General features: G+C 68.4%; 10 protein-coding genes. 2 read left to right on the top strand and 8 right to left on the bottom strand.

What is annotated here, in order from left to right; genetic code table 11:
* Positions 1-156 precede the first annotated feature (156 nt).
* The 3 genes from V7Q42_RS12395 to parC form a co-directional block, all read right to left on the bottom strand.
* Positions 157-678, bottom strand: a complete 522-nt coding sequence (locus V7Q42_RS12395) for a hypothetical protein (protein WP_333824394.1) — start codon at positions 676-678, stop codon at positions 157-159.
* A 256-nt stretch (positions 679-934) separates the two neighbouring features.
* Positions 935-1,468: a peptidoglycan-binding domain-containing protein gene (locus V7Q42_RS12390; protein ID WP_333824393.1), complete on the bottom strand. Its 534-nt coding sequence runs from the start codon at positions 1,466-1,468 to the stop codon at positions 935-937.
* A gap of 269 nt (positions 1,469-1,737) precedes the next feature.
* Positions 1,738-4,017 (bottom strand): DNA topoisomerase IV subunit A, encoded by a 2,280-nt coding sequence (parC, locus tag V7Q42_RS12385; RefSeq protein WP_333824392.1) that lies wholly within the window; start codon positions 4,015-4,017, stop codon positions 1,738-1,740.
* A gap of 218 nt (positions 4,018-4,235) precedes the next feature.
* Between parC and V7Q42_RS12380 the strand changes: the two genes are divergently transcribed.
* The gene (locus tag V7Q42_RS12380) at positions 4,236-5,918 is read left to right on the top strand and encodes a putative transporter (protein ID WP_333824391.1); all 1,683 of its coding nucleotides are present in this window, start codon (positions 4,236-4,238) and stop codon (positions 5,916-5,918) included.
* A gap of 185 nt (positions 5,919-6,103) precedes the next feature.
* Complete coding sequence (locus tag V7Q42_RS12375) at positions 6,104-8,320, top strand: putative bifunctional diguanylate cyclase/phosphodiesterase (RefSeq protein WP_333824390.1); 2,217 nt, start codon at positions 6,104-6,106, stop codon at positions 8,318-8,320.
* On the opposite strand, the gene recO is transcribed toward V7Q42_RS12375, so the two are convergent.
* The 5 genes from recO to acpS form a co-directional block, all read right to left on the bottom strand.
* Positions 8,304-9,062, bottom strand: a complete 759-nt coding sequence (recO, locus tag V7Q42_RS12370) for a DNA repair protein RecO (protein WP_333824389.1) — start codon at positions 9,060-9,062, stop codon at positions 8,304-8,306. The two genes, V7Q42_RS12375 and recO, sit on opposite strands and share 17 nt — an antisense overlap.
* Positions 9,063-9,083: 21 nt before the next feature.
* Complete coding sequence (era, locus tag V7Q42_RS12365) at positions 9,084-10,055, bottom strand: GTPase Era (protein WP_333824388.1); 972 nt, start codon at positions 10,053-10,055, stop codon at positions 9,084-9,086.
* Positions 10,048-10,749 carry a ribonuclease III gene (rnc, locus tag V7Q42_RS12360; RefSeq protein ID WP_333824387.1) on the bottom strand — a complete coding sequence of 234 codons (702 nt, stop codon included), beginning with the start codon at positions 10,747-10,749 and terminating at the stop codon, positions 10,048-10,050. The genes era and rnc overlap by 8 nt, the downstream gene beginning before the upstream one ends.
* The gene (gene lepB / locus V7Q42_RS12355) at positions 10,746-11,498 is read right to left on the bottom strand and encodes a signal peptidase I (protein ID WP_333824386.1); all 753 of its coding nucleotides are present in this window, start codon (positions 11,496-11,498) and stop codon (positions 10,746-10,748) included. Before lepB ends, rnc begins: the two co-directional genes overlap by 4 nt.
* A 79-nt stretch (positions 11,499-11,577) precedes the next feature.
* Positions 11,578-11,991 carry a holo-ACP synthase gene (gene acpS, locus V7Q42_RS12350; protein ID WP_333824385.1) on the bottom strand — a complete coding sequence of 138 codons (414 nt, stop codon included), beginning with the start codon at positions 11,989-11,991 and terminating at the stop codon, positions 11,578-11,580.
* Positions 11,992-12,001: the final 10 nt, after the last annotated feature.

The following is a 12,001-nucleotide window of genomic DNA, read 5'->3' as shown; positions in this document are numbered from 1 at the left end:
GTGGCAATCTCCTCAGGCGAAACGCTCATCCGTGATTTTCAAAACGGACTCTGAGGGAGCCCTCGGTCATCCCCCGACGTCGCCCGTCTCACGAGATGCGGATCGACCGGCCCGCCGATCGAGGTGGGATCAGTGCATGCTCGTCGGCGCGTGACGTCAGCGATTGGGCAGGAAGCGGGCGATGAGGCCGGGAACGAGACGCGGCAGGCGCCCGGCCGGCGCCGGTCCCGCACCGGCACGATCGCGCACACCGTCGAGGCGGGAGAGCTTGGCGCGGCGGTCGGCCGGCATCGAGGCGAGACGGATCTCCTGCACCACGTCGGCGGAACCGCGGGCGACGAACTTGCGTCCATCGCGCAGCAGCACCACGAAGATTCGCTCGCCGCGACCGTCACCGCCACCGCGGCCGTCGCCGCGACGGGCGCGATCGGTGGCGCGGACGGATTCGGCACGCAGATGGTGCAGCGTGAAGCCGTCGCGTTCGGCCCAGCGCGCGAGGTATTCGCCGACCCGGCCCTCGCCGCTCTCGGCGACGGCGGCGACCGCGCGCTCGAGGAAGACATCCTCGGCGACACCGTCGATCGACATCAGTCGGAGATAGGCGCGACCGGCTTCGGAATAGCGCAGACGCACGTGCTCGGGCTCGAAATCCCCCGAGATCAACTCGAACAACGCCATCGGAAGTGCCCCCTCCTCCCGAACTCGAACGCGCCCGCCACGCGTGTGACGGATGATACCAGAACGCCGAACCCCCGGCGGAAATTCCTCGAAAGGCGGGAAACTATCCACAACTGGTGAACGGGGGGGTCACCCGAGGTGACGGGACGCGACGGGCCGACAGGATCGCGGCGCGAGCCGGCGCGGAAACGACGGAGATCGGCCGCGGGGCACCGGTCGACCGCTCGCGACCGTCGGTGCCCCGCGGTGTGAGACCTCAGCTGAACCAGCCCTTGACGGTGCCCCAGACCGACTTCTTCGGCGGGGCTTCGGCGGGCGCATCGGCGCCCGGCGCGGCCGGCAGCGGTTCGCCGGAGACGACGGCGCCGGCCGGCAGTTCGGCGGCGGCGACGTGCACCTCGGTCACCTGAGCGGCGAAGGCGGTCATCCTGGAGAGCGTGGCCGGACCGGCGAAGCCGTCGACATCGAGACCGTTCTTCTCCTGGAAGGCCATCACCGCCTTCTTGGTGCCCTGACCGAAGACGCCGTCGGCGGAGATGCCGAGGGCTTCCTGGAGCTTCTTCACCGTCGCGCCCTTGGAGCCGACGCCGAGCAGGACGAGCTCGGAGAGGCCCATGGCCATGAAGGTGTCGGGGCCGGCGATGCCGTCGGCGGCGAGGCCGTGGGCCGACTGATACTCCTTCAGCGCCTTCTCGGTGCCGGGACCGAAATCGCCGTCGGCGGTGACGCCGAGCTTGGCCTGGAGGATGCGGACCGGCTCGCCGGCGACGCCCTTGCGCAGATAAGACATGATGTGCTCCTCGACATACGGCGCGGCTTCCACCGCGCGGGGCCCGCGGACGCTGATCGCGCCCGCGTCGATCGTGCGGACGCGGAATGCGCCTCGCGGAATTCCCTGATCGCCCGCCGCCGCCACGACGCCGTCACGCGTCCCGCGCGTCATCCGAAGGGGGCGCGAGAGCCGCGCGCATCTTATCGGATCCGGGCGAGAGGGACAGATGTCCGAGGACGGTTCTCGACAGGAATTCGGCGAGGTGCGGTCGCTCCTCACATTCCGCGTCACGCCGGGTCGAAGCGGTTGGTCTTGGGGAAGCCCGAGGGCGGCAGACGACCGGCGTCGCCGCGATTGCCGAGCCAGTCCTTCAGTTCCTCGAGGCTGCGCACATAGGTGCGGCCGGCCGAGTCGGTCCAGGTCAGGCCGGTAGCGCCGACGAAGCACTTCACCGCGGCGATGCCGCCGTCGCGGTACTTCTGCAGCCGGACACCCGAACCGCGGGTCATCTCCGGCACCTGATCCACGGGGAAGACCAGGAGCTTGCGGTTGTCGCCGATGACCGCGACGTGGGTCGCCCCGTCCGGCACCTCGACGCAGAGGCGGGCCTCGTCGCCGGACGAGACGTTGAGGACCTGCTTGCCCTTGCGGGTCTGGGCCACCACCTCGCGCTCGGCGACGCGGAAGCCCCTGCCCTGCTTGCCGACCACCAGCAGGCGGCGTTCGGGGAAATGGACGAAGACGTCGAGCACGTCCTGGTCCTGATCCATGTCGCATTGCAGGCGGATCGGCTCGCCGTGACCGCGACCGCCGGGGAGGTTCGACGCCTCCAGCGTGTAGAAGCGACCGCCGGTCGAGAACACCAAGAGCTTGTCGATGGTCTCCGCCTTGAAGGCGATGCGCAGCTTGTCACCCTGCTTGAACTCGAGGCGGGAGAGATCGTCGATGTGGCCCTTCAGCGTCCGCACCCAGCCCTTGTCGGAGACGACGACGGTGATCGGCTCGCGCTCGATCATCGCCACCTTGATGTCGGCGTGGTCGTGCTCCGGGGCGTCGGCGAAGGTGGTGCGACGCTTACCGAGCGGCGTCTCGGGGCCGTATTTGGCCGCGACCTTCTTGATCTCGTAGGCGACGACCTTCCACTGCTTCTCGTCCGACGCCAGCAGGCCGCGGATCTGCTCCGCCTCCTTGGTGAGCGCGTCGAACTCCTTGCGGATCTCGAATTCCTCGAGCTTGCGCAGGTTCTTCAGCCGCATGTCCAGGATGGCCTGGGCCTGGACGTCGGTGATCGAGAAACGCTCCATCAGGACGGGCTTGGGCTCGTCCTCGGTGCGGATGATGTGGATGACCTCGTCGAGGTTGAGGTACGCGACGAGCAGGCCGCCGAGGATCTCGAGCCGCTTCTCGATCTGCGCCAAGCGATGCTGCGAGCGGCGGACCAGCACGTCCTTCTGGTGGTCGAGCCACTGGACGAGGACGTCCTTGAGGTTCAACACGCCGGGGATGGTGCCCTTCGACAGCACGTTCATGTTGAGGGAGATGCGGCTCTCGAGCTCGGTGAGCTTGAACAGGCTCTCCATCATCAGATCGGGCGAGACGTTGCGGCTCTTCGGCACCAGGACGATGCGCACATCCTCGGTGGATTCGTCGCGGACGTCCTCGAGCAGCGGCACCTTGCGCTCGTTGATCAGCTCGGCGAGCTTCTCGATGAGGCGGGACTTGGCCACCTGATAGGGGATCTCGGTGACCACCACCTGCCAGGTGCCGCGATCGAGATCCTCCTTGTCCCATCGGGCGCGGACGCGGAAACCGCCGCGGCCGGTGCGATAGCTCTCCAGGATCGACGAACGGCTCTCGACGATGATGCCGCCGGTCGGGAAGTCCGGGCCGGGGACGATCTCGACCAGGTCCTCGACGCTCGTCTCGGGCGCCTCGATCAGCTTCAGCGCCGCTTTGCAGACCTCGTGGGCGTTGTGCGGCGGGATCGAGGTGGCCATGCCGACGGCGATGCCGGAGGAGCCGTTGGCGAGAAGATTGGGGAAGGCGCCGGGGAGTACCACCGGCTCGTCCTCGGAGCCGTCGTAGTTCGGGCGGAAGTCGACGGCGTCCTCGTCGAGGCCCTCGAGAATGAGGACGGCGACGTCGGTGAGGCGGGCCTCGGTGTAGCGCATCGCGGCCGGGTTATCGCCGTCGATGTTGCCGAAGTTGCCCTGACCGTCGACGAGGGGATAGCGCTGGGCGAAGTCCTGGGCGAGGCGCACCATGGCGTCGTAGACCGCCTGATCGCCATGCGGATGGTACTTGCCGATGACGTCGCCGACGACGCGGGCGCACTTCTTGAACGCCGACGAGGGATCGAGCCTGAGTTCGCGCATGGCGTAGAGCAGGCGGCGATGGACCGGCTTCAATCCGTCGCGCACGTCGGGCAGCGCCCGGTGCATGATGGTCGACAGCGCATAGGCGAGGTAGCGCTCCTCGAGCGCCTCGCGCAGATTGACGGGCAGGATCTCGCCGCCCGGCCCCTCGCCATCGTCGCCGTGTCCCGGCGGAATCACTCGCGTTCCCATGATTCGGAATTAGAGAGTTCGGCATTCGCAGACAAGCGAATACCCGTGCGCCCGACGCGCGCGGCCGGCACCATCGTCGAGCGGGTCGCACGAATCACTCGGAAGCGATGCGAAAATGTTGCAGCGCAATATCGACGAACGGGGCATGATGCGCCTTCACGATTCGTCGCATCTGGAATTTCGATATGCATGGTGCGGCCGAGGGGGGGACCTCGTCGATGATCTGGCAGTTCATCTCCGCGATGCCGGCCGTGGCCAAGGCGGTTCTGGCGCTGAGCATCATCGGCACGCTCGGGCTCTTCCTCGGGCGGGTCTCGGTCCGCGGCGCGAGCCTCGGCATCGGCGGCGTGCTCTTCGCCGGCCTCTTCATCGGCGATCTCGCCAATCGCTCGGGATTGAAGCTCGATCACGAGGTGCTCGACTTCGTGCGCGAGTTCGGCCTCATCCTCTTCGTCTACACGATCGGCATCCAGGTCGGGCCGGGCTTCTTCACGGCGCTGAAGAAGTCCGGGCTGAAGCTCAACCTGATCGCGGCGACGATCGTGGTGAGCGGCGCGGCGGTGGCGGCGATGATCCATCTCTTCGCGCATGTGCCGCTCGCCGCCGTGCTCGGCGTGCTGTCGGGCGCGACCACCAACACGCCGTCGCTCGGCGCGGCGCAGCAGGTGCTGGCCGACATGGGGACGGCGCCGGGCGAGATCGGGCTGACCGGTCTCGGCTACGCCGTCGCCTATCCGTTCGGCATCGTCGGCATCCTCCTCACCATGGTCACGGTGCGCGCCGTCTTCCGCATCGATCCGGCCCGGGCGGCGAAGGAGTTCGAGGCCAAGCGCAAGGCCGAGGTGGCGGAGATCGAGACGCTCGACGTCATCTTCACCAATCCCGACCTCGCCGGCCTGGCGCTCGCCAAGTTGCCGGGGATGGAGCGCGGCGACGTCGTCGCTTCGCGGCTGCTGCGTCAGGGCAAGCTGCGCGTGCCCCATGCCACCACCTGGATCGAGATCGGCGACGTGCTGCATCTCGTCGGGCCGCACGAGCGGCTGATGGAGATCGCCGAGGCGATCGGCGTCCTCCACGAGCAGGCGCTGACCACCAGGGGCACCGACATCAGCTGGGAGCGAATCGTCGTCACCTCCGACCACGTGCTCGGCCAGACGATCGCGGCGCTCGGCCTGGAGAGCCGCTTCGACGTCAAGATCTCCCGCGTGGTGCGCGCCGGCGTCGAACTGGTGACGCCACCGGCGCTGAAGCTGCAGTTCGGCGACATCCTCAACGTCGTCGGCCGTCGCGAGGACCTCGAAGAGGTCGCCGGCTTCGTCGGCAATTCGGAACAGCGGCTGAAGGAGTTCGATCCGATCCCGATGTTCATCGGCATCGCGCTGGGCATCGCACTGGGCTCGATCGACCTCTCCTTCGGCGCGTCGAGCGTACCGATCCGCCTCGGGCTCGCCGGCGGGCCGCTGATCGCGGCGATCGCACTGTCGCGCGTCGGCCACGTCGGACCGCTCGTCTGGTTCATGCCGCCGGTCGCCAACCTGGCGCTGCGCGAGCTCGGCATCGTGCTCTTCCTCGCCGTCGTCGGCTTCAAGTCGGGCGCCCATTTCATCGAGACGCTGGCCAACGGCGACGGGATCTCCTGGGTCTTCTGGGGCGCGGTCATCACCCTGGTGCCGTTGATGATCACCGCTTTCGTGGCGCGGATCGTCCTCGGGGTCGACTTCCTCAGCCTGTGCGGCCTGCTCGCCGGGTCGATGACCGACCCGCCGGCACTCGCCTTCGCCAACGCCATGGCGCCGACCTCCGAGGCCCAGTCGCTCGCCTATGCCACCGTCTATCCGTTGGTGATGGGCCTGCGCATCCTGGCGCCGCAGATCCTGGCCCTGCTTCTGATGGCGATGTGACGCGATTTCGTGCCGGCCGCGATCCCGGCCGTGGACCTCTTGTCGAATTCCGGCTTCGGCCCGGCATCGGATCGATTTGGTTTACCGTGGGTTAACGAAGGCGAACGACAGTCGGCGAAGGGTCGTTTGGCGGCAACACGAGTCGCCGCGAGATCCTCCGCTCCTGGTTCGCCGACGGTCGTCTCATGTCCTCGACACCACGCATCACCTCCGGATCCGGAGCCCCACCACCCGAGACCGGCTGTGCCGGCGGCTTCGCGACGGTGGCGAACCGTCTGCAGACGCCGATCTGGGTCTTCGACATCGATCGCTCGCGCGTGGTGATGGCCAATGCCGCGGCGCTGGCGCTGTGGCGGGCCGAGAGCGTCGCGGCGCTCGCCGCACGCGATCTCGGCGCCGACATGTCGACCTCGGTGCGCGACCGGCTGCGCCAGTATCAGGCCGACTTCGAGCGGTCGGACGTCCGCTTTTCGGAGATGTGGACGCTCTATCCGGACGGTGTTCCGACGACGCGGCGCGTCGTCTTCTCCGGCCACCGCCTGCCCGACGGGCGCATGGCGATGCTGTGCGAGGCGCTCGCCGAGATCCACGACACGCCGGAGCGGCTCAGATCGGCCGAAGCGCTGCTGCACACGCCGGTGATGATCTCGCTCTACGACGACGAGGGCACGGCGCTCTACCGCAATCCGGCGGCGCGCGGCGCCGTGGTGCGCGAGGGCGAACCCTTCACCGAACGCTTCGTCGAGAGCCCCGATCGCGACGCCTTCCTGCGACGGCTGGACCGCGAGGGCCACGCCGAGGCGGTCGTGCGGGTCGTCACCCCGGACGGAACCCGCTGGCACGAGGTCGCGGCGCGCGCCTGCTGCGACGCTGTGAGCGGCCGACCGGCACGGCTGGTCAGCGAGACCGACGTCACCGCCCGCAAGATGGCGGAAGACCAGATCCGCTTCCTCGCCCACCACGATCTCCTGACCGGGCTGCCCAATCGGACGCTGCTGCAGATCGAGGTCGAGCGCCGGCTCGCCGCCGCCGAGGCGGCGGGGGAGCGCGTGGCGCTGCTCTTCATCGACCTCGACCGCTTCAAGACGATCAACGATTCGCTCGGCCACCTGCACGGTGATCGGCTCCTCGTCGAGGTGGCGCGGCGGCTCGACCGCTCGGTCCGGCGCGACGATTTCGTCGCGCGTCTCGGCGGCGACGAGTTCCTCGTCTGCCTGTCGCTCGGCCGCAACGGACGGCGCTGCGAGAGCGTGTCGCGACGCATCCTGAACGAACTCGACGCGCCGATCCTGCTCGGCGGTCGCCGGCTCGTCGTCTCCGCCTCGATCGGCATGTGCGCCTTTCCGGAGGACGGTGGCGACCTCGACACCCTGATGCGCCACGCCGATCTCGCCATGTACGCGGCGAAGGATCAGGGGCGCGGCCGCGCCGTGCCCTTCACCGCGGCGCTCAAGGCCGAGGTCGAGGCGCAACTCGAACTCGAGGCGAGCCTGCTGCGCGCTTTCGAGCGCGACGAATTCGAGCTCTTCTATCAGCCCCGGCTGTCGATCGCCGACGGGCGGATCGTCGGGGCGGAGGCGCTGCTGCGCTGGCACCATCCGACCCGCGGCATGATCCTGCCGGGCGCCTTCATCCCGCATGCCGAGAAGACGGGCCTGATCGACCGCATCGGCACCGAGGTCATCCACGACGCGGCGCTGCGCCAGAAGGCCTGGGCCGATGCCGGACACGACATCACCATCTCGGTCAACCTGTCGGCCCGCCAGTTCGGCGATCGGCGCCTGAAGACCAACATCGAGGCGATCGTCGCGGAGACGGGGTGCGATCCGCGGCGCATGCAGATCGAGATCACCGAATCGACGCTGGTCGGCGACGACGAAACCACCGCCGAGATCCTGCGGACGCTGACCGAACTCGGCTTCTCCATCGCCATCGACGATTTCGGCACCGGCTACTCCAACCTCGCCACCATCCAGCACCACCCGATCGACACGCTGAAGATCGACCGCTCGTTCATCGCGACGCTCGAGACGCGGCCGGCACTCGCCGAGCTGATCATCGGCATGTGCCACCTGTTGGGCCTCAGAACCATCGCCGAAGGCGTCGAGACGGAAGAACAGCTGGCCTGGCTCGAGGCGCGCAACTGCCACGAATACCAGGGCTATCTGTTCAGCCCGGCGATCCCGGCCGATGCCTTCGAGGAATTGCTCGAGTTGCAGCGCGAACGGCTCGCCGCGGGCGGCACGGAGGCGATGGAGGGCCGCTCACCGCTGTGGGATCTGATCCCGCTGGTCAAGGATCCCGACGACATCGACTGGGATCGGCCGGAACCGGGCTCGGCCAAGGTGCGCCGGCTCGGCCTGCGCAACGGCTTCGGTCACGCCTTCAAGCCTCGCCGCTGAGGTGCGCGCGGGAGAGCGCCGCGATCAGACCGTCGCGGGTGGCCGGCGGCGTCACGGCGCGCGGCTCCCAGACGTGGCGAGCGAGGAAGTGACCGGAGAGGCGGAAGCCGGCGAGGATCTCCTCGATCGCCGCGCCGCCCCAGGTCGACGGCTCGCCGGCGCTTCGACCGGCGAGAAAGCTCGGCAGGACCAGCAGTTTGGCGGCGTGCGGCGCACCGGCTTCCCGGGACGCGGCGCGGCCGGTGCGCGGGCTCACCCAGGCGAGATCCTCGGTGGCGCCGGTCAGCGCGCAGACGCCGAGATCGAGACCGAAGCCGAGCGCCTCGATCATCGCCAGTTCGAAGCGGACGATGAGTTCACCGGCGAGCCGCGGTTCGCCGAGGTGATCGACGATCGCCACCATCGCCTCGAAGAGTTCGGGATGAGGATCGCGTTCGGGCAACAGCCTCAGGTGCGCGGCGAGCGTCTGGACGCCGTTGAGCGCCACGGCGCTTCCCATCAGTTCGGCGGCGCGGGCGTCGAGCGGCTCGATCGCCCAGGTACCGACATGTTCGTCGAGGCGGGCCCGCCACACCGCCCGCACCCGGTTGCCGACCTGGAGTGCGGCGGTCCAGCGCTTCGATCGGCCGCCCTTGACCACGCCGAGATGGCGGCCGTGGTCGCGGGTCATGAGTTCGACCAAGGCGTCCGCTTCGCCGAGGCGACGACTTCCCAGAACGAGGCCGGTGTCGATCCATTCCATGAGATCGCCCCCGCCGCCGCCTCACCCTTTGGGGAATTCGAGCCCCATCTCGCGGTAGCGCTCGGGGTCGTCGGACCAGTTCTCGCGCACCTTGACGAAGAGGAAGAGGTGGACCGGCTTCTCGGCGATCTCGGCGAGTTCCTTGCGCGCCGCCATGGAGATCGCCTTGATGGTCTCGCCACCCTTGCCGAGAACGATGCCCTTCTGGCTCTCGCGGGCGACGTAGATCGTCTGCTCGATGCGGACGGAGCCGTCCTTCTGGTCCTTCCACAGCTCGGTCTCGACGGTCGACTCGTAGGGCAACTCGTCGTGGAGGCGCAGGAAGCACTTCTCGCGGGTGATCTCGGCGGCGAGCTGGCGCATCGGCAGATCGGAGATCTGATCCTCCGGATAGAGCCAGGGGCCGGGCGGCATCTCGCCGGCGAGATACTTCAGCACGTCGTCGACATGGTCGCCGGTCAGCGCCGAGACCATGAAGGTGCGGTCGAAATCGGCGAGTTCGTTGGTCTTCGCGGTGAGCGCCAACAGCGTGTCGCGGCGGACGAGGTCGACCTTGTTGAGGATGAGGATCTTCTTGCGGCGGACGTCCTTCAGCCGTTCGAAGACGCCGAGCGCCGCCTCGTCGAGGCCCTTCTTGGCGTCGATCAGCACCGCCACGACGTCGGCATCGGCGGCACCGCCCCAGGCGGTCGTCACCATGGCGCGGTCGAGCCGGCGGCGCGGGCGGAAGATGCCGGGGGTGTCGACGAAGATGACCTGCGCGTCGCCTTCGATGCAGACGCCGCGGATCAGCGCCCGGGTGGTCTGGACCTTGTGGGTGACGATCGACACCTTGGTGCCGACGAGCTGGTTCAAGAGCGTCGACTTGCCGGCGTTGGGGGCGCCGATCAGCGCGACGAAGCCAGCGCGCGTCGTCCACGCCGGCTCGGCCGGCACGGGCTTCTTCGGCTTCTTCGGCTTCGCGCCTTCGGCGCGGTCGTCGTCGTCAGACATCGGAGTCCTTCCACAGGCCCTCGCGGACCAGTACGCGGGTGGCGGCGTTCTGTTCGGCCTCGCGCTTGGAGCGGCCGGTGCCGTGGGCGCCCTCCTCGCCGACGAGATCGGCGGCGATGGTGAAGAGCGGATCGTGATCGGGGCCGGTGCGCGAGACCTGGCGATAGGTCGGCGCGGCGAGACCGCGGCCCTGGAGCCATTCCTGCAACGTCGTCTTGGCGTCGCGCAAGGGGCCGCGCGCCGTCATCATCCGCTCGCGCCAATGGCGCTCGACGAAGGCGGAAGCGACCTCGAAGCCGGCGTCGAGATGGATGGCGGCGATCAGCGCCTCGGCGATGTCGCCGAGGATGGCACTCTTGGCGCGCCCACCCGACTGGGCCTCGCCCGAGCCGAGGCGCACCGCCTCGCCGAGTTGCAGCTCGCGCGCCACTTCGGCGCAGGTCTCGCGCTTGACCAGCGCATTGAGGCGGCGGGCGAGTTCGCCCTCGTCGGCTTGCGGGAAGGCGCGATAGACCATGCCGGCGACGGTCAGCGCCAGGACGCGGTCGCCGAGGAACTCGAGCCGCTGGTAGCTCGCGGCGGCATTGCCGACGGCGGAGGTGTGGGTGAGCGCGCGCGCCAGCAGAGTACGATCGGCGAAGCGATGGCCGATGCGCGCCTCGAGGGCGTCGAAAGCGTCGGAGGGCTCGCTCATATCAGGTTCGCCAGTCGACCCCAGCGGATCTCCCAAGGCCAGGTCCAGAAGGCCCAGGGGGTCGCCCCCTCCTGGATCGAGAAGAAGATCACCTGCGCCTTGCCGATCAGGTTCTCCGCCGGCACGTAGCCGACCATGTCGAGATAGCGGCTGTCCTGCGAGTTGTCGCGGTTGTCGCCCATCATGAAATAGTGGCCGGCGGGGACGAGATATTCCTGGGTGTTGTTCTGGAAACCCTCGGCGTCACGCTTGAGGATGGTGTGGGAGACACCGTTCGGCAGTGTCTCCTTGAAGGCTTGCAGACGAGCGCGGGCGCCCCAGCGGTCCTTCTCGACATAGGGCTCGAGCGGCTCGACCTTCACCGGCTCGCCGTTGATGTGGAGGAGGCCGTGCTTCACCTGGATGCGGTCGCCGGGCAGACCGACGACGCGCTTGATGTAATCGGTCTCGTTGTCGCGCGGCAGCTTGAAGACCACCACGTCGCCGCGCTTCGGCTCCGAGCCGAAGATGCGGCCGGAGAACGGCGCCAGCGCATAGGGGAAGGAGTACTTCGAATAGCCGTAGCTGAACTTCGACACGAAGAGATAGTCGCCGACCAGCAGCGTCGACTTCATCGAACCGGAGGGGATGTTGAACGGCTGATAGAAGAAGGTGCGGACGACGAGGGCGAGCAACAGCGCCTGGACGATGACCTTGATGGTCTCGACGAGGCCGCTTTCGCCGTGCTTCGGTTCGGTGGTCTCGCTCATGTCGTCTCGGTTCCTCGGGGCTCGGTGGCGCCGGTGATACTCCCGCGGAGCCCGGCTCGCAACAACGGCGGCACGCGCCTCACCGCGCCGGCCAGTCCGCCGGCCAGGCGGAGATGACGACGAAAGCCTGGGCGAGCGGGTAGTCGTCGGTGATGGTGAGGTCGATGCGGGCGACGAGGCCGGCCGGTGTCAGCTCGGCGAGGCGCCGCTCCGCCCAGCCGGTCAGGACCATGGTCGGCTTGCCGGTCGGCTCGTTGACCACACCGAGATCGCGCCACGCCACCCCCATCGAGATGCCCGAACCGAGCGCCTTGGAACACGCCTCCTTGGCGGCGAAGCGCTTGGCGTAGGAGGCGGCGCGATTGTGCCGGCGATCCGACTTGGCGCGCTCGATCTCGGTGAAGCAGCGCCGGGTGAAGCGTTCGCCGAAACGCTCCAGCGTCTTCTCCACCCGACGGATGTCGATCAGATCGGACCCGATGCCGACGATCATGATCCCCTCC

Source organism: Pinisolibacter sp. (assembly GCF_036782435.1).
GTDB lineage: Bacteria > Pseudomonadota > Alphaproteobacteria > Rhizobiales > Ancalomicrobiaceae > CALBKH01.
Note: the sequence above shows the minus strand (reverse complement) of the source record. Positions and strands in the feature narration are given on the sequence as shown.

Bases quoted from the DNA above. Each gene is read 5' to 3' on its own strand.
- V7Q42_RS12395 (WP_333824394.1), bottom strand. From the start codon at position 678: ATGGCGTTGTTCGAGTTGATCTCGGGGGATTTCGAGCCCGAGCACGTG.
- V7Q42_RS12390 (WP_333824393.1), bottom strand. From the start codon at position 1,468: ATGTCTTATCTGCGCAAGGGCGTCGCCGGCGAGCCGGTCCGCATCCTC.
- parC (WP_333824392.1), bottom strand. From the start codon at position 4,017: ATGGGAACGCGAGTGATTCCGCCGGGACACGGCGACGATGGCGAGGGG.
- V7Q42_RS12380 (WP_333824391.1), top strand. From the start codon at position 4,236: ATGATCTGGCAGTTCATCTCCGCGATGCCGGCCGTGGCCAAGGCGGTT.
- V7Q42_RS12375 (WP_333824390.1), top strand. From the start codon at position 6,104: ATGTCCTCGACACCACGCATCACCTCCGGATCCGGAGCCCCACCACCC.
- recO (WP_333824389.1), bottom strand. From the start codon at position 9,062: ATGGAATGGATCGACACCGGCCTCGTTCTGGGAAGTCGTCGCCTCGGC.
- era (WP_333824388.1), bottom strand. From the start codon at position 10,055: ATGTCTGACGACGACGACCGCGCCGAAGGCGCGAAGCCGAAGAAGCCG.
- rnc (WP_333824387.1), bottom strand. From the start codon at position 10,749: ATGAGCGAGCCCTCCGACGCTTTCGACGCCCTCGAGGCGCGCATCGGC.
- lepB (WP_333824386.1), bottom strand. From the start codon at position 11,498: ATGAGCGAGACCACCGAACCGAAGCACGGCGAAAGCGGCCTCGTCGAG.
- acpS (WP_333824385.1), bottom strand. From the start codon at position 11,991: ATGATCGTCGGCATCGGGTCCGATCTGATCGACATCCGTCGGGTGGAG.